General features: G+C 73.2%; 20 protein-coding genes. 5 read left to right on the forward strand and 15 right to left on the reverse strand.

Annotated features, from left to right (window positions below; genetic code table 11):
- Positions 1-328: 328 nt before the first annotated feature.
- From ACFUK0_RS12730 to ACFUK0_RS12740, 3 genes are read right to left on the reverse strand one after another with little or no spacing between them, the layout of a single operon-like run.
- A complete protein-coding gene (locus ACFUK0_RS12730; RefSeq protein ID WP_380249166.1) occupies positions 329-1,141 on the reverse strand; it encodes a DUF3710 domain-containing protein in 813 nt (270 codons plus the stop codon).
- A 51-nt stretch (positions 1,142-1,192) separates the two neighbouring features.
- Positions 1,193-1,660, reverse strand: coding sequence for a dUTP diphosphatase (dut, locus tag ACFUK0_RS12735; RefSeq protein ID WP_073924892.1), 468 nt, complete (start codon positions 1,658-1,660; stop codon positions 1,193-1,195).
- The gene (locus tag ACFUK0_RS12740) at positions 1,657-2,208 is read right to left on the reverse strand and encodes a PaaI family thioesterase (protein WP_380249275.1); all 552 of its coding nucleotides are present in this window, start codon (positions 2,206-2,208) and stop codon (positions 1,657-1,659) included. The genes dut and ACFUK0_RS12740 overlap by 4 nt, the downstream gene beginning before the upstream one ends.
- A gap of 176 nt (positions 2,209-2,384) precedes the next feature.
- Between ACFUK0_RS12740 and ACFUK0_RS12745 the strand changes: the two genes are divergently transcribed.
- On the forward strand, positions 2,385-2,831 hold the full coding sequence (locus ACFUK0_RS12745; protein WP_380249168.1) for a DUF3093 domain-containing protein: 447 nt from the start codon (positions 2,385-2,387) through the stop codon (positions 2,829-2,831).
- A 297-nt stretch (positions 2,832-3,128) separates the two neighbouring features.
- Here the strand turns inward: ACFUK0_RS12745 and ACFUK0_RS12750 are convergent, their stop codons facing one another.
- From ACFUK0_RS12750 to ACFUK0_RS12765, 4 genes are all read right to left on the reverse strand, one after another.
- Complete coding sequence (locus ACFUK0_RS12750) at positions 3,129-3,428, reverse strand: DUF4193 domain-containing protein (RefSeq protein WP_073924890.1); 300 nt, start codon at positions 3,426-3,428, stop codon at positions 3,129-3,131.
- A gap of 480 nt (positions 3,429-3,908) precedes the next feature.
- Positions 3,909-4,910 (reverse strand): acyl-ACP desaturase, encoded by a 1,002-nt coding sequence (locus ACFUK0_RS12755; RefSeq protein ID WP_380249171.1) that lies wholly within the window; start codon positions 4,908-4,910, stop codon positions 3,909-3,911.
- A gap of 223 nt (positions 4,911-5,133) precedes the next feature.
- Positions 5,134-6,435 (reverse strand): sensor histidine kinase, encoded by a 1,302-nt coding sequence (locus ACFUK0_RS12760; protein ID WP_380249173.1) that lies wholly within the window; start codon positions 6,433-6,435, stop codon positions 5,134-5,136.
- Between the two features lie 47 nt (positions 6,436-6,482).
- Positions 6,483-7,136 carry a response regulator transcription factor gene (locus tag ACFUK0_RS12765; RefSeq protein ID WP_380249175.1) on the reverse strand — a complete coding sequence of 218 codons (654 nt, stop codon included), beginning with the start codon at positions 7,134-7,136 and terminating at the stop codon, positions 6,483-6,485.
- A 448-nt stretch (positions 7,137-7,584) separates the two neighbouring features.
- Between ACFUK0_RS12765 and ACFUK0_RS12770 the strand changes: the two genes are divergently transcribed.
- The gene (locus ACFUK0_RS12770) at positions 7,585-7,770 is read left to right on the forward strand and encodes a hypothetical protein (protein WP_073924886.1); all 186 of its coding nucleotides are present in this window, start codon (positions 7,585-7,587) and stop codon (positions 7,768-7,770) included.
- A gap of 114 nt (positions 7,771-7,884) precedes the next feature.
- Here the strand turns inward: ACFUK0_RS12770 and ACFUK0_RS12775 are convergent, their stop codons facing one another.
- The gene (locus ACFUK0_RS12775) at positions 7,885-8,688 is read right to left on the reverse strand and encodes an inositol monophosphatase family protein (RefSeq protein WP_380249177.1); all 804 of its coding nucleotides are present in this window, start codon (positions 8,686-8,688) and stop codon (positions 7,885-7,887) included.
- 44 nt (positions 8,689-8,732) lie between these two features.
- Positions 8,733-9,890: a ferrochelatase gene (locus ACFUK0_RS12780; protein ID WP_380249179.1), complete on the reverse strand. Its 1,158-nt coding sequence runs from the start codon at positions 9,888-9,890 to the stop codon at positions 8,733-8,735.
- Positions 9,891-10,029: 139 nt separating this feature from the next.
- Here ACFUK0_RS12780 and ACFUK0_RS12785 point away from each other — a divergent pair, with 139 nt between their 5' ends.
- Together ACFUK0_RS12785 and ACFUK0_RS12790 are read left to right on the forward strand one after the other, a co-directional pair.
- On the forward strand, positions 10,030-11,286 hold the full coding sequence (locus ACFUK0_RS12785) for an MFS transporter (protein ID WP_380249181.1): 1,257 nt from the start codon (positions 10,030-10,032) through the stop codon (positions 11,284-11,286).
- A 115-nt stretch (positions 11,287-11,401) separates the two neighbouring features.
- Positions 11,402-12,718 (forward strand): D-arabinono-1,4-lactone oxidase, encoded by a 1,317-nt coding sequence (locus tag ACFUK0_RS12790; RefSeq protein ID WP_380249183.1) that lies wholly within the window; start codon positions 11,402-11,404, stop codon positions 12,716-12,718.
- A gap of 19 nt (positions 12,719-12,737) precedes the next feature.
- On the opposite strand, the gene ACFUK0_RS12795 is transcribed toward ACFUK0_RS12790, so the two are convergent.
- Positions 12,738-13,517, reverse strand: coding sequence for a hypothetical protein (locus ACFUK0_RS12795; protein ID WP_380249185.1), 780 nt, complete (start codon positions 13,515-13,517; stop codon positions 12,738-12,740).
- A 589-nt stretch (positions 13,518-14,106) separates the two neighbouring features.
- Between ACFUK0_RS12795 and sepH the strand changes: the two genes are divergently transcribed.
- Positions 14,107-15,186, forward strand: a complete 1,080-nt coding sequence (sepH, locus tag ACFUK0_RS12800; RefSeq protein WP_380249187.1) for a septation protein SepH — start codon at positions 14,107-14,109, stop codon at positions 15,184-15,186.
- Positions 15,187-15,288: 102 nt separating this feature from the next.
- On the opposite strand, the gene ACFUK0_RS12805 is transcribed toward sepH, so the two are convergent.
- From ACFUK0_RS12805 to ACFUK0_RS12825, 5 genes are all read right to left on the reverse strand, one after another.
- Entirely contained in the window at positions 15,289-16,146 is an 858-nt protein-coding gene (locus ACFUK0_RS12805; RefSeq protein ID WP_380249189.1) for a sulfurtransferase, read from the reverse strand.
- Between the two features lie 102 nt (positions 16,147-16,248).
- Positions 16,249-16,902 carry a thymidine kinase gene (locus tag ACFUK0_RS12810; RefSeq protein WP_380249191.1) on the reverse strand — a complete coding sequence of 218 codons (654 nt, stop codon included), beginning with the start codon at positions 16,900-16,902 and terminating at the stop codon, positions 16,249-16,251.
- Positions 16,903-16,952: 50 nt separating this feature from the next.
- Complete coding sequence (locus tag ACFUK0_RS12815; RefSeq protein ID WP_380249193.1) at positions 16,953-18,140, reverse strand: alkaline phosphatase family protein; 1,188 nt, start codon at positions 18,138-18,140, stop codon at positions 16,953-16,955.
- Between the two features lie 26 nt (positions 18,141-18,166).
- Positions 18,167-18,760 carry a DUF5998 family protein gene (locus ACFUK0_RS12820; protein WP_380249195.1) on the reverse strand — a complete coding sequence of 198 codons (594 nt, stop codon included), beginning with the start codon at positions 18,758-18,760 and terminating at the stop codon, positions 18,167-18,169.
- Between the two features lie 94 nt (positions 18,761-18,854).
- A complete protein-coding gene (locus ACFUK0_RS12825) occupies positions 18,855-21,587 on the reverse strand; it encodes a GNAT family N-acetyltransferase (RefSeq protein ID WP_380249277.1) in 2,733 nt (910 codons plus the stop codon).
- Between the last annotated feature and the right edge of the window lie 232 nt (positions 21,588-21,819).

A 21,819-nucleotide genomic window follows, 5' to 3' on the forward strand; every position in this document is an offset into this window, starting at 1 on the left:
AGTTCTCAAGGAACGGACACTTCCTTCGAGCCGCTCTCACGGTCTCTCCGGGCGCTTCGTTCTTTCGTGTTACCAGCTTATCAGACGTTTTCCGCTCCGTTTTCCGGAGTTTCGTTTATCCGATTCGCTTCGGCCTTTCGGCGCTCCCGAACTCTAGCAGAGTTTTTCGGGCCTTTTTCCGCTCCCATTCGAACCTGAATCCGAATCGGGGGGAAGTCCGCCGCCCCACTGGGGCAACCCGGAGAACTGTACGGGGGTCGGCTGCCACAAGCAAATCGCCCTCGCCCGGGACTCCCGGGCGGGGGCGACAGCTGTGTTGAGCTGCGGTTCAGCGGACCTCGGTGATCTCCGGGCCGCGCGCGAACGGGTCGAGCGCAGCACCGCCGAAGCGGGCGCCGGCACCGTCCTCGACGCTGGTGGCGCCGCCGTCGGCGACCATCTGGGCGTCCTCGGGCAGCTTGAGCACGATCGGGTCGCGGGGCGCCATCGGAACCTCGCCACGCACGACGACCGTCTGCTGGAAGACCTGCTCCAGGACGCCGGCCATCTCTGGCTGCACCGCCGCCTGACCGGAGATGACTCCGCGCAGGAACCAGCGGGGGCCGTCACAGCCGACGAAGCGGACCAGCTGGACACCCTGGGTGCCGTCCGGCAGCTGCACGGGGACCTGTGCGCGGAGGTGCCAGCCGAGCGGGCCCTCCTCCTCCTCGACCAGGCCGCCCTGCGCGGTGATGCCGGTGGCGATCTCCTCGCGGACCTCGCCCCAGATGCCCTCGGACTTCGGGGCGGCGAAAGCCTGGAGCTGGATGGCGCTGTTACCGAGGACCAGTGTCGCGGCGACGATCGCGTCGCCGGCCACCTCGACCCGCAGCTCCATACCCTCGACCCCGGGGACCAGCAGACCTCCGAGGTCCACCCGGCCCTCTTCCGGCTGTTCCAGCTCGGAGTGGTCCCAGGGACCGTCCGGGCGGGGAGCCGGCGGCAGGCCGACGCGCTCGGTCGGATCCGGCTCGGTCACGTTCTCGCTCTCGGAGTCGGCGGAACCTTCGACGTCATCGGGCGTCTCGTCGGCGCTGATGGCGTCGTCGGCGAGCTGCTCGACAGCGTCCTCGCTCTTCTGGCGACGACGGAACACGGTCACTGTCCTTCCCGGTTCAAGACCGACACGAATACCTGCTCGGCCGCGGGCAGCCTAGACCGCCGCATGGCCACCGGTCGACCCGAACCCACCCTCGGCGCGTGCCGACCCCGGCAACTCGGCCACCTCGTGGAAGCGGGCCTTCTCGACCTGCTGGATCACCAGCTGGGCGATTCGGTCCCCACGGCGGAAGCTGACCCCCTCGCGCGGGTCCAGGTTGACCACGATCACCTTGATCTCCCCACGGTACCCGGCATCGACCGTCCCTGGGGCGTTCACAAGGGCAACTCCGCAACGAGCTGCGAGTCCCGAACGCGGGTGCACGAACGCCGCGTAGCCGTCCGGAAGCGCGATGGCGACACCGGTCGGCAGGACGATCCGCTCACCGGGGGCCAGCTCCGCGTCGACGGTGGTGCGCAGGTCGGCGCCGGCGTCACCGGGCTGCGCGTACGCGGGCAGGGGCAGCTCGGGGTCGATTCGCCTGATCAGAACGTCTACCGGCGGACGGGCGGTGGTGCTCACGGGTTCACCTCAAAGGCTCGGGCGCGCTTGAACAGATCAGGGTCGTCCAAGGCCTTCTTGATGTCCTCGGGACGACCGTGCTGGGTGAAGTGTTCCAGCTTCACCTGAATGAAGAGCGCCTGTGCCTTGATCGCCACCGGTCCGTCGGGGCCGCCGATCCGGCCCTCCGCCGCGCTGTAGATCTTCCGGCCGTGGACCCCGGTGACCCAGGCACGGATGTGCAGCACGGAGTCGACCGGCACCGGGCGGACGAAGTCCGTCTCCAGCCGCCCGGTCACGGCCGCGCTGTGCAGCAGCCAGTTGAGCGAGCCGAGGGTCTCGTCCATCGCGGTCGTCAGCAGGCCGCCGTGCGCCAGGCCGGGACCGCCCTGGTGATCCGGTCCGACGGTGAACTCGGAGGTGACGTCCAGCCCCGCACCGGCCACCACGGTCATCCTGAGCCCGGCCCGGGTCTGCGGGCCACAGCCGAAGCAGTGGTCGTAGTGCGGGCCGAGCAGGGCGCCGGGGGCCGGGGCCTCGGGCGCGCGGGGCGGGAGCACGGCGTCCAGGGGCGGGGTGGTCGGGGAGAGCGGGGCGGCGGGGCGCTCGAAGGGCTGCTCCGAGCCCTTCGGGGCCGGCTGGGAGGCTATGGTTCCGGTCACGCGCGTCACCCTACCCATCGGTAGGGACGGATGCGCCGGGGGCGGCCGACGCTGCGGCCCGGTGCGGTGCCCACAATGGGGGCATGTACGACGAACGCCTTACCGCTCCCCGCATCTGGTGGCTCCTGCCCGTCGCGCTGGGGCTCACACTCGCCCTGATCCTGCTCCGGGTCGGCGCCGTCGCCGCACTGGTCGGGCTGGTGGTCGGCATCGCCGCCGGGGCGGCGGCGGTCAGCAGCTACGGCTCCGCCCGGATCCGGGTGGTGCAGGGCTCCCTGGTGGCCGGCCAGGCCCGGATCCCGGTCGGGGCGCTCGGCGAGGCGCACCCGCTGACCCCCGTCGAGGCGGTGGCCTGGCGCGGGGTGAAGGCCGATCCGCGGGCGTTCATGCTGCTGCGCAGTTACGTGCCGACCGCGCTGCGGGTCGAGGTGACCGACCCGGCCGACCCGACGCCGTACCTGTACCTGTCGACCCGCTCGCCCGAGCGGCTCGCGGCGGCGCTGGCCGAGGCCCGGCGCCGGACTGCCTGAGCCTGCCGGGCGGGGCGCCCGGGGCGACGGACGCCCGGAAAACGGAGGAGGGACGGTTCCGCGTGATGCGGGACCGTCCCTCCTTTTCCGGTACTCCCGGTACTGCAGGTGGTGCTGGTACTGCCAGTGGTGCGGGTACTGCTACTGCGGGTACTGCGGTGCTCTGCAGGACCAGCCTGCCGGTGCGGCCGTCAGGACGGCCGCCGGATCTGCCTCCGGCCCCGCTGCCCGGGGCCGGACGGGGCGGTGTGCCGAGCCCACGGAGACCGTGGGGCCCGGGCCCTGACCGCCCGGCGCTCAGGCGCCGCAGTCCCGGCAGATCGGGTTGCCGTTCTTCTCGCTGTACAGCTGGCTGCGGTGGTGAACCAGGAAGCAGCTCATGCAGGTGAACTCGTCGGCCTGGCGCGGGAGCACCCGGACGGACAGTTCTTCGTTCGAGAGGTCGGCGCCCGGGAGCTCCAGGCCCTCTGCCGCCTCGAACTCGTCGACGTCGACCGAGCTGGTCGACTTCTCGTTCCGACGAGCCTTGAGTTCCTCGATGCTGTCCTCGTTGAGGTCGTCATCGGTCTTGCGTGGGGTGTCGTAGTCCGTTGCCATTTTTTCGCTCTCCCCCTCCGGGTGTCTGCTGTTGTGTGCGGTATCTCCAGCGCACGTAACGCACGGGGGGTCGGTCTTGTGCCCGACCCGAGGGCGAGATTTTGCCTTACTTCAAGCCCTGTTACTCAATCGACACTCAGCCAGGCGCCCGTTGGGGTGATCCAACCGGGCCCGGGCCACCTTACGCAGGGCCATCACCGACGCGTTGCCGACCCCCCTGGGCGAGTACCCACAGTGATCAGGCGGCCGACGGGCCTCCGCCGATTCCTTTTCCCACCTGGGAAGACCGCTAATCCATCGCGGTCGTCCAGGACCGCGCGGCGATCACGGACGGCAACCGGTGTGCCGTACGTCATGATCACCCTACGGGGTCGCCCGATCGTGTGGCGCAACCGGATGTGACGTTGCTCACGTTACGAATCTTTCGGGTAAATTCCGGAAAATCCACCCACCTCAGGCGCCCCCGGGAGCACCTCGGTCCTACTTCCGGGCCGCCTCGGCCTTCTTCTCCGCGTTGGCCGCGCGGCGGGCCAGCAGGGCCGCCTGCCGCTCGTCGAACTTGGTGGCCTGGGCGTCGAGGCCGTCGAGGAAGAACCCGAGCTCCTGCTGGGCCTGCAGGCCCTCCGGGCCCAGGCCGCCGATCTCCATGACCTTGAGGTGGCGCAGCACCGGCTGCAGCACGTCGTCGTGGTGGATCCGGAGGTTGTAGATGCCGCCGATGGCGATCTGCGCGGCGGAGCGCTCGAAGCCGGGCATGCCGTGGCCGGGCATCCGGAAGTCGATCACGACGTCGGCGACGGCGCGCATGGCCTGGTCCGGTGCGATCTCCAGGGCGGCCTTCAGCAGGTTCCGGTAGAAGACCATGTGCAGGTTCTCGTCGTTGGCGATCTTCGCCAGCAGCTGCTCGCAGAGCGGGTCGCCCGAGAAGTGGCCGGTGTTGCGGTGCGAGATGCGGGTGGCGAGCTCCTGGAAGGCCACGTACGCGACGGAGTGCAGCATGCTGTGCGAGTTGTCGGACTCGAAGCCCTCCGCCATGTGCATCATCCGGGCCCGCTCCAGCTCCACCGGGTCCACCGCGCGGGTGGCGAGCAGGTAGTCGCGCAGCGCTATCCCGTGCCGGCCCTCCTCGGCCGTCCAGCGGTGCACCCAGGTGCCCCACGCGCCCTCGCGGCCGAACATGGTGGCGATCTCGTGGTGGTAGCTGGGGAGGTTGTCCTCGGTCAGCAGGTTGACCACCAGGGAGACCCGGCCCAGCGGCGTCACCTTGGACTGCTCCAGCGCCCAGGCCTCGCCGCCGAGCACACCGTCGAAGTCGCGGCCCTGGCTCCACGGGACGTACTCGTGGGGCATCCACTCCTTGGCGACCTTGAGGTGGCGGTTGAGTTCGGTCTCGACCACCTCTTCGAGGGCGAGGATCAGACGCGCGTCGGTCCAGGCGGTCGAACCGGTCGATGCGGTGCGCTGCACGGGGGCGATGGTCACGGCTCTTGCTCCTGGGGGACGGGAACGCTGAGGGCTACTGAAGGGCAGACCTACGGATGCGTAGGTTACGACACCGTAAGTTGCTCGGACCGGAAATGACAAGCCGCCCCGGCCAGCACTTATGTCGTTCTGACACGGCTGACGGGGCGGCTTCGGATGGTCCGCGCACGGAGCGCAGGACGCGGGAACGGACGTACGGGCGCCTACCGGCCCGGGGCGGCGGTCAGGCGCCGGGGATGCGCACCCGCATCGTGAGGCCGCCACCGGCGCGCGGAGTGGCCTCGATGGCACCACCGTGCGCCCGGACCACCGAGCGGACGATCGAGAGGCCGAGGCCGACGCCCTTGTCACTGCGGGTCCGGTCCGCGCCCTTCACCCGCCGGAACGGCTCGAAGATGTGCTCCAGCTCGTACCCGGGAACGACCGGGCCGGTGTTGGTCACCACCAGCTCCCCGCCCCCGCCGGGGGCGGCCGCGGTCGAGATCTCCACCCAGCCGTCGGCCAGGTTGTAGCGCACCGCGTTCTGGATCAGGTTCAGCGCGATCCGCTCCAGCAGCACGCCGTTGCCCGACACCGTGGTCGGCCCCAGCGAGGCGCGCAGCTCCACCTCCCGGCGGGCCGCCTCCGGGCGGATCTGCTCCAGCGCGCGGGTGGCGACCTCGGAGAGCTCCACCGGACGGCGGTCGACCAGCTCGTTGTCGCTGCGGGCCAGCAGCAGCAGGCCCTCCACCAGCTGTTCGCTGCGCTCGTTGGTCGCCAGCAGGGTCTTGCCGAGCTGCTGGAGGTCGGTGGACGCCGCCGGGTCGGACAGCTGGACCTCCAGCAACGTGCGGTTGATCGCCAGCGGGGTGCGCAGCTCGTGCGAGGCGTTGGCGACGAAGCGCCGCTGGGAGTCGAAGGAGCGGTCCAGCCGGTCCAGCATGTCGTCGAAGGTGTCGGCGAGTTCCTTGAGCTCGTCGTCCGGCCCGTCCAGCTCGATCCGCCGGTGCAGGTCGGAGCTGGCCACCTCGCGGGCGGTGCGGGTGATCCGGCCGAGCGGGCTCAGCACCCGGCCGGCCATCGTGTAGCCGGCCATGAAGGCGATCACGGCGAGGCAGACCAGCACCGTGAGGGACTTGCGCAGCAGGGTGTTCAGGGCGGTGTTGGCCCGGGTGTCCTGGTACTGGGCGAGCACCTGGTTGGCCTGCTCGGAGGTCATCGGCTGGCCGTTGAGCCTGACCCCCGAGGTGCCGAAGTCGAAAACCGGCAGCTGGACGTCGTGGAAGGCCTGCCGGACGAAGAAGTACATCAGCATCAGCAGCACCACCCCGGCCATCAGGAACATGCCGCCGTACAGCAGGGTCAGCCGCATCCGGATGGTGGGCCGGAACGGCATCCAGGCGAGCAGGCCGTCGCCGGGCGTGTAGCTCTCCGGGCGGGGCAGCAGCTTCGGCGGGCGCGGGGGCTGCGCGGGGCGGGGCGGCACGGTGTGCGAGCCTCCGGCGGGCACGCCGGAGGGCCCGCCGGCCGGGGGCGGGGTGGTCATGGTGGTCCTCTCGGGGGGTGAGGCGCAGCGGTCGGGCGGGACCGGGGTCAGATCCGGTAGCCGGAGCCCGGGACGGTGATGATGACGGCCGGGTCGCCGAGCTTGCGGCGCAGCGTCATCACGGTGACCCGTACGACGTTGGTGAACGGGTCGGTGTGCTCGTCCCAGGCCTTCTCCAGCAGCTGCTCGGCCGAGACGACGGCGCCGCCGGCCCGCATCAGGACCTCCAGCACCGCGAACTCCTTGGGGGCGAGCTGGACGGGCTTGCCGTCGCGGATGACCTCGCGGCGGCCGGGGTCGAGCGAGATGCCGGCGCGCTCCAGCACGGGCGGCAGCGGGACGGTCGCGCGGCGGCCCAGGGCCCGTACCCGGGCGACGAGTTCGCTGAAGGCGAACGGCTTGGGGAGGTAGTCGTCCGCGCCGATCTCCAGGCCCTCGACCCGGTCGCTGATGTCGCCGGAGGCGGTCAGCATGATCACCCGGGTGGCGAGGCCCTGCTCGACGACGCTGCGGCAGACGTCGTCGCCGTGCACCAGCGGCAGGTCGCGGTCGAGGACGACCACGTCGTAGTCGTTGACCGCGATCCGCTGGAGGGCGGCCTCGCCGTCGTAGACCACGTCGACGGCCATGGCCTCGCGGCGCAGACCGGTGGCGACGGCCTCGGCGAGCAGCTGCTCGTCCTCCACGACGAGTACCCGCACGATGGTTGTCCCTTCTCCAGGCACCCGGCCCCGTGGACCGCCCTCGCGGGCCGGTCCGCTGGGAACGCGGGCCCGGGGTCCACCGGGAGCGGACGCACGACTCCGACGGTGGGTCCATCCTGCCTGGTGAGCGGGTAAAGCACGGGTAAGCCTGAACGTCGCACTCCGTTTGGACTGTGACGCGGGCAACTTTCTCGCCCGGGGAGGTTTCCCGGGACGGGGGGCGGGGAGGACACGTTCACACCCGCGATCTGGCTGTTGGCCGGTCGCACCCACCCGCCGTGCGTTCATCCGCACCGGCCTGGGGCTGGGACGTCACCGGGAGCGGCGAAGGCCGTCTCCGCGCCCGACCGGAGAATCAGCACCGGCCACGGACGCTTTCGTTGGCACCGGACCCTTCGCCGGGGAACGCGCGAACGTGCACGTCCGACACAGTAAGGGGGCCCGTATGGACGCCTTCACCGCCGGAATCCTGCAGCGCATACAGAACGCCGAACAGGATCTGCACCGCGCAATCGAGTCCGGGGACGAGTTCCTCGCCGAGGTGGAACAGTCCGAACTGGACGACCTCCGCCGGCTCGCAGCCGACCACGGTGTCGACACGGTGCTGGAGCGGCACCGCGCCGCCGCCTGACACCGCTGCCCGACCCCGCCACCCGATCCGACCCGCAGTGGTCCGCGAAACCCAAGCCCTGGTACACACGTACCAGGGCTCTTCGCTGTGCCGGCACCGTTCGCGGGCCGTTGTTCAGTCGTGCCAGGCGCCGAGTTCCTCCAGCCGGGCCTGGAGCGGCTCGAAGACGCCGGGCGGGGCGGTGACGGTGAGCCCGCCGTCCGCCGGCCGGCCGGGGCGGCCGCCGCAGAGCGCGCCGGCCTCGGCGGCGATCAGCAGGCCGGCGGCGTGGTCCCAGGGCTGCAGGCCGCGCTCGTAGAAGCCGTCCAGCCGGCCGGCGGCGACGTCGCAGAGGTCGACGGCGGCGGCGCCCGCGCGGCGGATGTCGCGGACCTCGGGCATCAGCGCGAACAGCACCTCGGCCTGGTGGGTGCGGCGGGCCGTGAGGTAGCCGAAGCCGGTGCCGATCAGGGCCTGGCCCCACGGCGGGGCGGGCCGGGTGCTGAGCGGCTTGCCGTTGAGGTGGGCGCCGCCGCCGAGCACGGCGTGGAAGGTCTCGCCCCGGGAGGGGACGGCGACCACGCCGACGACCGCCCGTCCGTCCAGTTCGGCGGCCACGCTGACACCCCAGGAGGGCAGCCCGTACAGGTAGTTGACGGTGCCGTCGAGGGGGTCGACGACCCAGCGCACGCCGCTGGTGCCGGGGCGGTCGGCGCCCTCCTCGCCGAGGTAGCCGTCGTCGGGGCGGCTGCCGGTGATCAGCTCCAGGACGAGCTTCTCGGAGGCCAGGTCCATCTCGGTGACCACGTCGACGGGGCTGCTCTTGGTGTCGGCCACGCCCAGGTCGGCGGGGCGGCCGTCGCGCAGCAGGGCGCCGGCCCGGTGGGCGGCGTCCAGGGCGAGTGCGAGCAGTTCGTCGAGCAGTTCGGGGCTGGGCACAGGGGTCCTCTCGGCGGGTGCGGTGTACGGGGTGTGGAACGGTGTCAGGCCTGGGCGGCGGCCGGGCGCGGGGCCCGCGGGTTGGGGCAGCAGGCCACCGCGCAGACGTCGTGGCTGGGGCCGAGCGCACCGAGGGCGCAGCGGGTGACCGCCTCGCCGCGTTCGGTGGCGGCCCGCTCCAGGACGAGTTCGCGGACGGCCGCGGTGAACCGGGGGTCGGCGCCGACGGTGGCGGCGCGGGCCACGGGCAGGCCGAGCTCGGCGGCCTTGGCCCGGGCCTCGGTGTCGAGGTCGTACTTGACCTCCATGTGGTCCGAGACGAAGCCGATCGGCACCATCACGACGGCCGGGGCGCCGGCCTGGTGGACGGCCTCCAGGTGGTCGCAGATGTCGGGTTCGAGCCAGGGCGTCTGCGGGGAGCCGCTGCGGCTCTGGAAGACCAGCTCCCACGGGCGGTCCGGCACGCCGGTGGCCTCGGCGACGGCGGCGGCGACCTGCCGGGCGACGTCGAGGTGCTGGGCGACGTACGCGCCGCCGGGGGTGCCCCGGGCCGGGTCGCCGGGGGCGCCGGAGGTCTCGGCCATGGTGTCGGGGATGGAGTGGGTGGTGAAGGCGAGCCGGGCTCCGTCCCGGACGGCGGCGGGCAGCCCGGCGAGGGCCGCAAGGGTGGCGTCGGCCATCGGCCGGACGAAGCCGGGGTGGTTGTAGAAGTGCCGGAGCTTGTCGACGGTGAGCGCGGGCGCGCCTTCGGCGGCGAGCCGGGCGAGCGCGTCGGCGAGGTTCTCGCGGTACTGGCGGCAGCCGGAGTAGCCGGCGTAGGCGCTGGTGGCGAGAACGGCGATCCGGCGGTGGCCGTCGGCGGCGATCTCGCGCAGGGTGTCGACCAGGTAGGGGGCCCAGTTGCGGTTGCCCCAGTAGACCGGCAGGTCGAGGCCGTGGCCGGCGAAGTCCTTGCGGAGGGCGGCGAGCAGTTCGCGGTTCTGCTCGTTGATCGGGCTGACGCCGCCGAACAGGAAGTAGTGCTTGCCGACCTCCTTGAGGCGCTCCTTCGGGATGCCGCGGCCCCGGGTGACGTTCTCCAGGAACGGCACCACGTCCTCGGGGGCCTCGGGCCCGCCGAAGGAGAGCAGCAGCAGGGCGTCGTACGGGTCGGCGGTGCCGGCCGGGGCGCCGGGCGATGAGGGTTTGCGCGCGTCGGACATGGATCCGATCCTGCCACTGCCGGATCGTGACCTACGGGCGGGGCCGCGCGCCGAACTGTCCGGTATATCTCGTTTGCCGATGTACGTAAGCTGTCACAGTTAGCGATGTTCCTTACTCACACCCTCACGCGGAGCCCCCGTGCTGTCCAGCTACCGCCAGATCTTCGCCGCTCCCGGCACTCTGGCCTTCTCCTCCGCCGGCCTCGTCTCACGGCTGCCGATCTCGATGACCGGCATCGGGATCGTCACCATGCTGTCGCAGCTGCGCGACTCGTTCGGGGTGGCGGGCGCGGTGGCGGCGGTGCTGGCACTGTCGGCGGCCGCGATCGGCCCGCAGGTCTCGCGGCTGGTGGACCGCTACGGGCAGCGCCGGGTGGCACTCCCCGCGACGGCGGTCACCCTCGCGGCGGCCACCGCCCTGCTGCTCTGCGCCCGGCTCGGCGCCCCCGACTGGACGCTGTTCGTCTGCGCCGCCGCGATGGGCGGCATGCCCAGCACCGGCGCGATGGTCCGGGCCCGCTGGGCGTACCTGTACCGCGACGAGGCGCCCAAGCTGCACACCGCGTACTCGTACGAGGCGGTGATGGACGAGATCTGCTTCATCGTCGGCCCGATCCTCTCGATCGGCCTGGCCACCGCCGTCTTCCCGGAGGCCGGCGTCCTGCTGGCCGCCGTCTTCCTGACGGTGGGCGTGCTGCTGTTCACCGCGCAGCGCCGCACCGAGCCGCCGGTCCACCCGGCGGCGCACCACTCCGGCCCCTCGGTGATCCGCAACGCCGGGCTCCAGGTGCTGGTGCTGACCTTCGTCGCGACCGGTGCGATCTTCGGCTCGGTCGAGGTGGTGACGGTGGCCTTCGCCGAGGAACAGGGGCACACCGCCGCGTCCAGCCTGGTGCTGGCGGTCTACGCGCTCGGCTCCTGCCTGGCCGGGGTGGTGTACGGGACGCTGCACTTCAAGGGCCCGCTCGCGAGCCGGTTCCTCGGCGGCGTCGCGCTGATGGCGGCCAGCATGGTGCCGCTGGTGGTGGTCGGACAGCTGGTGACGGGGACGGGCGGACTGGTGGCGCTCGGCCTCGCGCTGTTCGTCGCCGGGATCTCCGTCTCGCCGACCCTGATCGCCGCGATGGCCACGGTCGAGCGGCTCGTACCGGCCGCGCAGCTGACCGAGGGGATGACCTGGACGACGACCGGGCTGGCCCTCGGGGTGGCGTTCGGCTCCTCGGCGGCCGGCTGGGTGGTGGACGCCTCGGGCGCCCCCGCCGGGTACTGGGTACCGGTGGGCGCCGGCGCCTTCGGCGCGCTGACCGCGGTGCTGGGCCTCGGCCGGCTGCGCGCCGGACTGCTGTCCGCCGAAGCCGGAACGCGGCCGCCGCAGACCGTAGACCTGGGGCATTGAACTGATTACGCTCCCTACCCACGGGTAGCGCCCCCGGGGCCCGCCCCGTGCCGTCCCGGATCGCGGACCACGCCGCCACGTACCGCACGTACGGCACCCGAGCAGGAGGCACGACATGCCCCAGGCCATCACCGACGGCCGCTGGACCAACTGGGCCGGCAACCAGAGCGCCGACCCGGTCGAGACGATCGCGCCGGCCTCCGCCGCCGAACTGGGCGAGCGGATCCGGCGGGCCGCCGAGGCCGGGCGGACGGTCAAGGCGGTCGGCTCCGGGCACTCGTTCACCGCGATCGCCTCGGCCGGCGGCGGCATCCTGGTGCGTCCCGACGCGCTGACCGCCGTCCGGGAGCTGGACCGCGAGGCCGGGACGGTCACCGTGGAGTCCGGCCTGCCGCTGTCCCGGCTCAACCGCCTGCTGGAGGCGGCCGGCCTGTCGCTGACCAACATGGGCGACATCGAGGTGCAGACCGTGGCCGGCGCCACCAGCACCGGCACGCACGGCACCGGCCGCGACTCCGGCTCGCTGGCCGCCCAGATCCGGGCCCTGGAGATCGTCCTCGCCGACGGCAGCGTCCAGCACTGCTCGCCGGCCGAGAACCCGGAGCTGTTCCAGGGCGCCCGGCTCGGCCTCGGCGCCCTCGGAGTGATCACTGCGATCACCTTCGGTGTGGAGCCCGCCTTCCTGCTGACCGCCCACGAGCAGCCGATGGGCTTCGACGAGGTGCTCGGCCGGCTCGACGACCTGACGGCCGTCAACGAGCACTTCGAGTTCTACTGGTTCCCGCACACCGACCGCTGCTCCACCAAGCGCAACAACCGCAGCCAGGGGCCGGCCGCGCCGCTGCCCCGGTTCAAGGCCTGGCTGGACGACGAGTTCCTCTCCAACACGGTCTGGGAGGGCGCCTGCCGGATCGGCCGGCGGTTCCCGAAGGCCGTCCCGTCGATCGCCGCCGTCGCCTCCCGGGCCTGGTCCGAGCGGACGTACACGGACCTCGCCCACAGGGTGTTCACCAGCCCGCGCACGGTGCGCTTCACAGAGATGGAGTACGCGGTGCCTCGCGAGGCGGCCGCGACCGTCCTGCGCGAGCTGAAGGCGCTGGTGGAGCGCTCGCGCTGGCAGATCAGCTTCCCCGTCGAGGTGCGCTTCGCGCCCGCCGACGACCTCTGGCTGTCCACCGCGAGCGGCCGCGACAGTGCCTACATCGCCGTCCACCTCTACCGGGGCACCGCCGAGCAGGGCTACTTCACCGAGGTGGAGAAGCTGATGGCGGCCCACCGGGGCCGCCCGCACTGGGGCAAGCTGCACACCCGGGACGCCGAGTACCTCTCCGCCGCGTACCCGCACTTCGGCGACTTCACCGCGCTGCGCGACAAGGTCGACCCGCAGCGGGTGTTCGGCAACGACTACCTGCGCCGGGTGCTGGGCGCGTAGCCGGTCGGCGGACCGCCGGTCAGGGGGTCTGCGCCGGGGCGGCCGGCTCGGAGGGCGCGGCGGACGGGGCGGGCGCAGCGGGGGCCGAGGAGGCCTGGCCGCCCGGGGCCGGGCCGGCGGACGGCTCGCCCGGGGACTGCCCGGAGGGCTCGGCCGAGGGCGTGGCGGTGGGCCGGGCCGGCCCCGTGCCCGACGTGCCCGGCGTGGCCGACGGGCTCGGCAGCGCCGACGGCGACGACGACGGGCTCTGCCCGCCGGACGCGGGGGCCGGGGCGCCGCTCGAAGAGCCGGCCGACGGGCCGGCCGACGAGCCGGGCGAGGAGCCGCCCGGCGTGGCGGGCGCGCTGTCGTGCACCGTGCCGCCGAAGGACGTCCCCCGGCCCGTGCCGCCCTGGACGGTCGCCGAGACCGGCTGGCCGGTGACCAGCTCGAAGGCCAGGATCGGGACCATCGCCAGGACGAAGACCAGGGCCGAGACGGCCGCGTACGACTTCCAGGTCCAGCGCCGCCCGGCCTTCTGCACCCGCGAGCGGTTCCAGTCCGGGGAGATCGCGGGCGCCGGGCCCGGCGCGGCGGCGGGCACCTGGCGCAGCGAGTTGACCGTGCCGCCGGGGCCGGTGTCGGCGGCCTCGCGCAACTGCTCGCCGGTACGGCGGAAGAAGTGCTGGAGGACGGCGCCGCTGGTGGTGGCGGCGATGCTGACCACCGCCGCGCCGGTGACCGTCCCGGCCACGCCGAGTTCGGAGGCCAGCACCGCGCCGGCCACGGTGGCCAGCGCACTGGCCGCGACCTGAGTCACACTCAGGTCGATTCGCTTCCCGCTCTTCGTTGCCGGCTCCTCCGTGGGCCTCCTGGCGGGGTTCTGGTCCGGCATCAACATCCCTTGATCAGTTCGACCGTTCTTCGAACAAGTCAGTCCATCTTGCCCAAAGAAGGACACAAGGGGCGAATATCCGGTTCTTCTCGGTCGATATATGTGAAGATGATCACCGTCCGGTCGTCAACGGTCCGCCGTTGAAGTGCCCACTCTTGAGATTCCCGTGAATCACGGGAGACTTGAGCGGCGAGCCGCCCCTCCGGATGCCACGAATGGAGTACTGTTCGTGGAGCCTGAGCCTTTGGTCGACTTGTCGACTGCCCATCAAACGGCAGATCCGACACCGGCCGCGGAGCGGGTACGCACGGCGGCGCCCGTCCCGGATCGTCGCGTCACGCCATGTGCGAGGACGGCCGGGACACCCAGGCGCGACGTCGACCGCGACGTGGCAAAAAGGCAACCGTGCCACAGCGGCGCGTTCGGGCAGAAGCCCGACACGCCGGGGAACTCAGCAAGGTTGTGGCCAGTCGCCAGTGGGCAGGCCACACTCAGTACGGGAGCAGCGACGCAGGTGACGTCGGCAGGCACCACCCGGGAGGTAACCGTGCCCGAACTGCGCGTCGTGGCCGTCAGCAACGACGGCACACGGCTGGTGCTCAAGGCTGCCGACAGCACGGAGTACACCCTCCCCATCGACGAGCGGCTGCGCGCCGCCATCCGTGGGGACAGGCCGCGCCTCGGCCAGATCGAGATCGAGGTCGAGAGCCACCTCCGTCCCAGGGACATCCAGGCGCGGATACGAGCAGGCGCCTCCGCCGAGGAGGTCGCGCACTCCGCCGGCATCTCGGTCGACCGCGTCCGCCGCTTCGAGGGCCCCGTGCTCGCCGAACGCGCCTTCATGGCCGAGCGCGCCCGCAAGACCGCGATCCGCCGGCACGGCGAGTCCACCGGGCCCCAGCTCGGCGAGGCCGTCGCCGAGCGCCTCGCGCTGCGCGGCGCCGAGAAGGACACCGAGCAGTGGGACTCCTGGCGCCGCGACGACGGCACCTGGGAGGTCGTGCTCGGCTACCGCGCCGACGGCGAGGGCCGGACCGCCAGCTGGACGTACGACCCGCCCCGGCGGCTGGTCCAGCCGATCGACGACGAGGCCCGCGCGCTGATCGGCGAGAACGTCGAGCGCGAGGAGGAACAGGTCTTCCCGTTCATCCCGCGGATCGCCCGGCTGCCGCACGACCGGCCGCTGCGCCCGATGATCGACCGGCCCTCCGCCGACCGGATCATGTCGGCCCGTGAGGTCCGGGAGTCGCGCGAGGCCACGGCCGAGGCACGGGACTCGCTGACCAGCCTGCTCGACGTGGTCCCCGCCTTCCGCAGTGACCTCGCGGTGGGCAGCCCCGCCCCGGTCGAGCCGGCCGCGGTGGCCGAGGTCGTCGAGGAGGCCGAGGAGCCGGCGGCCCCCGCCGCCAGCATCGGCGCGGGCTCGGCGTACGCGGACATCCTGATGCCGCGCGCGGTCGCTCCGCACCGCGAGCGCCTGGTCGGCACCACCGACCGGCAGGCCGAGGCGGACGGCGTGCGCCCCGGGCGGCGTGCCACGGTGCCCAGCTGGGACGAGATCGTCTTCGGCAGCCGGCGCAAGAAGCAGGAGTAGCAGGCGGCAGGTGCGCGAGGGCGGCCGCTCCCGACGGGGAGCGGCCGCCCTTACGCGTGCCGCCTCGGGTGCCGCCTTGACGTGTGCGGCGGTGACGGCCCGTCAGCCGGGCTGTCCGCCGGTCGCGGCCGGACGCTCCAGGTCACCGGACCACTCGCTCCACGAACCGGGGTACAGCGCGGCGGGCACGCCCGCCACCTCCAGCGCGAGCACCTGGTGCGCCGCCGTCACACCCGAACCGCAGTAGACGCCCACCTGCCGCTCCCCCGCGCCGATCGCCGCGAAGCGGGCGGCGAGGGCGGCGGCCGGCAGGAACCGCCCGTCCGAACCGACGTTCTCCACGGTCGGCGCCGACACCGCGCCGGGGATGTGCCCGGCCCGCGGGTCGATCGGCTCGACCTCGCCCCGGTAGCGCTCGCCGGCCCGGGCGTCCAGCAGCAGGCCGGTACGGGCCAGCGCGGCGGCGCCGTCCGCGTCGAGGGTCGGCAGCTGGCCGGGGACGGGCTTGAAGTCGCCCTCCCCGGCCGGCGGCAGCTCGGCCGTGACCGGCAGTCCGGCCTCCTGCCAGGCGGCCAGCCCGCCGTCCAGCACCCGGACGTCCCGGTGCCCGGCCCAGCGCAGCAGCCACCAGGCGCGCGCCGCCGCCATCGCGGTGGCCGCGTCGTACACCACCACCGGACGGTCGGCCGAGACGCCCGCGCGGCGCAGCGCCTCGCCCAGGGCCTCCGGGTCGGGCAGCGGGTGCCGGCCGCCGGCGTCGGCGCGCGGCGGGGCGGAGAGTTCGCGGTCGAGTTCCAGGAAGTACGCGCCGGGCAGGTGGCCGGCCGCGTAGTCGGCGGCGCCGGGCGGGCCGCCCAGCTGCCAGCGGATGTCGAGGAGCGCCGGCGGCCGGGAGGAGGCGAGGGCTGTCTCCAGCTCGGCCACGGAGATCAGCGGGGAGTCCTGCGGGATGCTGTCCATGGCCGCCATTCTCGCGCAGCGGTGACGCGCGGAAGGCTCCCCGGGGCGGTGTCCGGCCACGGCTTCGGCGCCGCTTCAGAAAGACTTCAGCGCGGCTTCGGCTCAGGCCTGCTGCTCGAACGGGAGGACGTCCGGGGAGAGCACCGAGACCCGGGCCGTCGCGGCGGTCAGCCGGCGCCGGTGGTGGCGGCGGCAGAGCACCTCGTAGCCGATCTCGTCGTCACTGACGCTGATGTCGCCGACGACGACCTGGGCGCCCTCGACCACCATCACGCCGCCGACCGTCCGGGCGTTGTGGGTGGCCCGCGCGCCGCACCAGCAGAGTGCCTCGACCTGGAGGACCTCGACCCGGTCGGCGAGTTCGATCAGGCGCTGCGAGCCGGGGAACAGCCGGGTGCGGAAGTCGGTGGTGATGCCGAAGGTGAAGACGTCGATGCCCAGTTCGTCGACGACCCGGGCCAGCTGGTCGACCTGCTCGGTGGCGTAGAAGTTCGCCTCGTCGCAGATCAGGTAGTCGACCCGGCCGCCCGCCGACAGCAGGTGCACCACGTGGAGGTGGAAGTCGAAGGCGTCGGTCACCTCCACGGCGTCCGCGCGCAGGCCGAGCCGGCTGGAGATGGTGGCGGCCCCGGCCCGGTCGTGGCGGGAGAAGATGATCCCCTGCCGGCCGCGGGCGGCGTGGTTGTGGTCCAGCTGGAGTGCGAGCGTCGACTTGCCGCAGTCCATCGTCCCCGAGAAGAACACCAGTTCAGCCATGGGTGGTGCAGAGGCCCTTCGGTTGAGGTGGAGGTCGGTCGGTGCGGGGCTCAGCCGCGGACTTCGAGCAGCGGCACGTGCTGCTCGACCGGGGTCATCGAGCCGTGCAGGCCGATCATCGTCGACTCGCCCGGCTCCTTGCGGGAGGCGATCACCGCGATGTCGTCCCGGGCCGCCGCGACCACGTCGCCGATCCGGGCGTACACCCGGTCGTCCACCACCGGGCCGAACCAGCCCGCCGCGATGGCCTGCTCGCGGGTCGCGACCCACATCCGGTCGCCGAGCACCTCGCTCCACACGGTGTGGACGTCGGCCGCCGCCCCCGGCACCGCGTACACGTGCCGGGCCCGGCCCTCCCCGCCGAGCAGGGCGACGCCGGCACTGAGCTCCCAGTCGTCGTCGAAGTCGATCCGGTCCTCCGGCGCGATGTCGATCATGCCGTGATCGGCCGTCACGTACAGCACCGAACGCGGCGGGAGCTGCTCCGCGAGGCGCTTGGCGAGCCGGTCCACGGTGTTCAGCATCATCCGCCAGTCGTCCGAGTCGACCCCGAAGCGGTGCCCGGCGCCGTCCAGCTCACTGACGTACGTGTACACCAGCGCCCGGTCGTGCTCGGCCAGCCAGCGGGCCGCCAGGTCCATCCGCTCCTCGCCGGTGGTGCGGCCGTGGAAGGTGCCCCCGGACAGCGCGACCCTGGTCAGCGGGGTCTGCGCGAACAGCGGCGAGGACACCTGACAGGTCGCCACCCCCGCCGCCTGGACCCGCTCGAAGACCGTCGGGTACGGCTGCCAGACGCTCGGCTCGGTCGGCGGCTGCCAGCGCAGCTGGTTCATCAGGTACCCGGTGCCCGGCACCGCGACCGTGTACCCCGCCAGGCCGTGCCGGCCCGGCGGCAGACCGGTGCCGACCGAGGCCAGCGAGGTCGCCGTGGTCGCCGGGAAGCCCGCGGTGAGCGGGCGGCCGGTGTTGCCGAGCGAGGTGCCGGCCAGCGAACTCAGGAACGGCGCGTACTGCGGGTGGCGCAGCAGCAGCTCCCAGCCGAGGCCGTCGACCAGGAACACGCAGGCCCGGTCGGCGGGCGCTATCGGCAGGGTGGAGGAGAAGCCGGCCACGCCGAGACCGGCCGCGACCGAGGGCAGCAGGTCGCTGAGCGACCCGCTGCCGTACAGCGGCGCGGGGGCCTCGGCCGGGTCCAGGATCTCGAAGGAGTCGTAGCCGTCGGTGGGTGCGAGAGTCATCGTGAGGTTCTGTTCTCCCCGGTCGCTCAGGACCGGCCGCTGCTGATCGTGGCCTCGGACAGGGCCCGCGCGAACACCAGGGCCTGCGAGACCGTCTCCGGGCCGTCCCCCGCCTCGCTGACCCGCAGGGACAGGTCGTCGGCCGTGGCCGAACCGGTGTAGCCGTGGTCGGCGTCGCAGTTCGGGTCCGAACAGCCGGCCGGCTCCAGGTCGAGGCGCTGCACGGCGCCCCACCCGATGGTCAGCACGACCTCGCGCGGCAGCGTGCCCGGGGTGTACGTCTCCGGGTTGGACACCATCCGGCTGAGCACCACGGAGCCGATCCGGTCCAGCCGCACGCACTCGGTCGACGTGGTCGCGTACGGCACCGGGCTGTTCGCGTCACCGGACTGCTCGTCGGTGTGGCTGACCACGAACCGGGTCTGGGTGAGCACCAGCACGGTCACGTGCCGGCGGACCTCGTTGGCGTCGAAGGTGGTCTCCTGGTGCACCAGGTAGGAGCTGATCGGCTCGGAACCCACCGCGGACTCGACCGCCTCGGACACCAGGGCCGGGTAGTAGCCACTGCGCTCGATCGCCGAACGCAGGTCCTGAGTGTTGGTGGTACCGGTCTTGGCCATGGCTCCATCCTGGCACGGCCCGCCGACGAAGCGGGCGCCGCGGCGCCGGGCTCCCGGCGCACGAGCACCCCGGATGGGGCGCAACCAAGGAAGGTTACAGGCTGCTCATCGCGCGCGGGCCCAGATCGCTGCGCACGGGCAGGGGTGCGATCCGCACCCGCGCCCCCAGGATCGCCAGCCCGTGCGGGGCCACGACCACGGGTTCGAGATCGACCGAGGCGACCTCCGGCAGGTCGTCCACCAGCCGCGACACCCGCAGCAGCACCTCCTCCAGGGCCGCCGTGTCCACCGGGGCCGCACCCCGCCAGCCGAACAGCAGCGGAGCGGCCCGCACCTCCCGGATGAGACCCGCCACATCCTGGTCGGTGGCCGGCACCAGCCGGTGCGCCACATCGCCCAGCAACTCGGCCGGCGCACCCGCCAGCCCGAACGACAGGATCGTGCCCACCGCCGGGTCGACGGTCGCGCCGATCACCGTGTCCACCCCGCGCGGCGCCAGCCCCTGCACCACCAGCTGCGCCTTCGCCGCGCCGCCGACCAGCGCGTCCAGCTCCCGGTGGGCCCGGCGCAGGCCCGGCTCACCGGTCAGGTCCAGACGTACGCTGCCCAGGTCAGGGCGGTGGCGCAGGTGCGGGGCGGTCGCCTTGAGCGCGACCGGGTAGCCGAGCGCGGCGGCGGCCCGCACCGCGCTCTCCTCGTCCGGCGCGGGCAGCGCCGGGTGGACGTCGATGCCGTACGTGGCGAGCAGCGCCGCCGCGTCCGCCTCCGGCAGGGTGATCCGGGCGCCGCCCGGCTGGGTCCGGGCCGCGACCGCCGCCCGGGTGCCGAGTGCGGCGTCGACCAGCGCCCGCGCCGCGCCCTCGTCCACCCGGTCCAGCTCGGGGACCCGCGCGGTCTCCTCCGCCTCGGCCGTCCGGCGCCGCCAGTGCGCGTACCGGACGGCGTGCGCCAGGGCGTGCACCGCCCGCTCCGGTGAGGGGTACGCGGGGATGCCGCCCGCGAGCAGCCGGCCCGGCAGGTCGGTCAGCGCCAGATGGGCCAGCAGCAGCGGCTTGCCCGCCTCGCGGGCCCGGACGGCCGCCTCCAGCAGGGCCTCGGCGATCTCCGGGTCGTCCGAGCCCGGGTCCGCCTCGTGCAGCCGGCCGCCCATGAAGGCGTGCGCGGCGGTGCCGATCGGCGGTATCGCCACCGCGATCACCGCGTCCACCCCCGGGTCGGCGAGGGCGGTGTCCAGCGCGATCCGGAAGTTCTCGCCGGTCGCGGCCGTGGTCAGGTCGACCGGGGTGCGCGGGCGCAGCCCGGCGCTGAGGCAGGCGTCGTGGGTCAGCAGGCCCATCGAGTCGGAGTTGCCGACCACCGCCACCCGGTCGCCGGGCGGCAGCGGCTGGAGGGCGAGCAGCTCACCGGTGTCGTACAGGTCGGTGATGGTGTCCACCCGCAGCACCCCGGCCTGCTGGAACAGCGCGTCGGCGGTGGCGTCGCGCAGTCCGCTGACGGCGGGCTGGACGGCGTGGCCGGGCGGCAGGCTGCCGGTGTGCCGGGCCCCCTTGACCACCACCACCGGCTTGCTGGCGGCGAGCCGGCGGGCGATCCGGGTGAACTTGCGCGGGTTGCCGAAGGACTCCAGGTAGAGCAGCACGACGTCGGTGGCCGGGTCCTCCTCCCAGTACTGCAGCAGGTCGTTGCCGGAGACGTCGGAGCGGTTGCCCACCGAGGCGAAGGAGGACACGCCGAGGCCCCGCCGGTGGGCGGCCTCCAGCAGGGCCACCCCGATCGCCCCGGACTGGCAGAAGATCCCGAACCCGCCGCGCTGCGGCAGGACGGGCGCCAGCGAGGCGTTCAGCGGCTGCTCCGGATCGGTGTTGATCAGGCCGAACGCGTTCGGGCCGATCACCCGCATGCCCGCCGCCCGGGCCTGGCGCACCAGCGCCCGCTGGCGGTCCCGGCCCTCCGGGCCGGTCTCGGCGTACCCGGCCGTCACCACCACCAGGCCCTGCACGCCGTGCGCGCCGCAGTCGGCGACGGCGCCGGGCACCGCCCCCGCGGGGACGGCGATCACCGCGAGGTCCACCGGGCCGGGGATCTCCAGCAGCGAGCGGAACACCGGCACCCCGTCCAGCTCGGTGCCCGGCCCGGCGTTGCGGTTCACCGCGTACACCGGGCCCCGGAAGCCCGCCAGGTCGCGCAGCACCGCCCGGCCCACCGTCTGCGGGTTGCGCGAGACCCCGACCACCGCGACCGAGCGCGGAGTCAGCAGGCGCTGCACCGATCGGGCCTCGGCCCGGTGCTCGCGGGCGCGCATCACGGCGAGCGAGGCCGCCGTCGGCTCCAGGTCGAACTCCAGGTGGACGACCCCGTCGGCGAAGCTGCGGCGCTGGGTGTACCCGGCGTCCGTGAACACCTTCACCATCTTGCGGTTCTCCGGCAGCACCTCGGCGATGAACCGGCGGATGCCCCGCTCCTGGGCGACCGCGCCGATGTGCTCCAGCAGTGCGGACGCGACGCCCCTGCCCTGGTGGGCGTCCTGCACCAGGAAGGCCACCTCGGCGGTGGTGCCCTGCTCGGACGGGCGGCCGGTGGCGTCGATGCGGTCGTAGCGGACGGTCGCGATGAAACGGTCCCGGACGACGACGGCCAGGCCCACCCGGTTCACGAAGTCGTGGTGCGTGAAACGCCTCACGTCCTTGTCGGACAGCCGGGGGTACGGCGCGAAGAAGCGGAAGTACTTCGACTGGTCGGAGACCTGCTCGTAGAACTCCACCAGGCGCTGCGCGTCCGCCGTGGTGATCGGCCGGATCCGGGCCGTTCCGCCGTCGCGCAGCAGCACGTCGGCCTCCCAGTGCCGGGGGTACCCCGGATCCTCGGTCGGCCGCTGCCCGCCCGGCTGCTGCCCGCCGGGGCGGGGGCCGCCCGCCGGCGTCTGCTCGTCGGTCGGCTGGGGCTGCGGTACCGGAGAGTCGTCCACATTCGTCAGGTTATCCGGCGGCGAGCCGCATGGCGCCGGGCACGCACCCACGGCAGGGTGGGAGGGACGGCGACCGGTGCGAGGGCCGGGCCGC

The organism is Kitasatospora sp. NPDC057223 (assembly GCF_042669755.1).
Classification (GTDB): domain Bacteria; phylum Actinomycetota; class Actinomycetes; order Streptomycetales; family Streptomycetaceae; genus Kitasatospora.

Coding starts and splice junctions, on each gene's coding strand:
- ACFUK0_RS12745 (WP_380249168.1), top strand. CDS start 2,385: ATGTACGACGAACGCCTTACCGCTCCCCGCATCTGGTGGCTCCTGCCC.
- ACFUK0_RS12750 (WP_073924890.1), bottom strand. CDS start 3,428: ATGGCAACGGACTACGACACCCCACGCAAGACCGATGACGACCTCAAC.
- ACFUK0_RS12760 (WP_380249173.1), bottom strand. CDS start 6,435: ATGACCACCCCGCCCCCGGCCGGCGGGCCCTCCGGCGTGCCCGCCGGA.
- ACFUK0_RS12770 (WP_073924886.1), top strand. CDS start 7,585: ATGGACGCCTTCACCGCCGGAATCCTGCAGCGCATACAGAACGCCGAA.
- ACFUK0_RS12780 (WP_380249179.1), bottom strand. CDS start 9,890: ATGTCCGACGCGCGCAAACCCTCATCGCCCGGCGCCCCGGCCGGCACC.
- ACFUK0_RS12790 (WP_380249183.1), top strand. CDS start 11,402: ATGCCCCAGGCCATCACCGACGGCCGCTGGACCAACTGGGCCGGCAAC.
- ACFUK0_RS12805 (WP_380249189.1), bottom strand. CDS start 16,146: ATGGACAGCATCCCGCAGGACTCCCCGCTGATCTCCGTGGCCGAGCTG.
- ACFUK0_RS12810 (WP_380249191.1), bottom strand. CDS start 16,902: ATGGCTGAACTGGTGTTCTTCTCGGGGACGATGGACTGCGGCAAGTCG.
- ACFUK0_RS12815 (WP_380249193.1), bottom strand. CDS start 18,140: ATGACTCTCGCACCCACCGACGGCTACGACTCCTTCGAGATCCTGGAC.
- ACFUK0_RS12820 (WP_380249195.1), bottom strand. CDS start 18,760: ATGGCCAAGACCGGTACCACCAACACTCAGGACCTGCGTTCGGCGATC.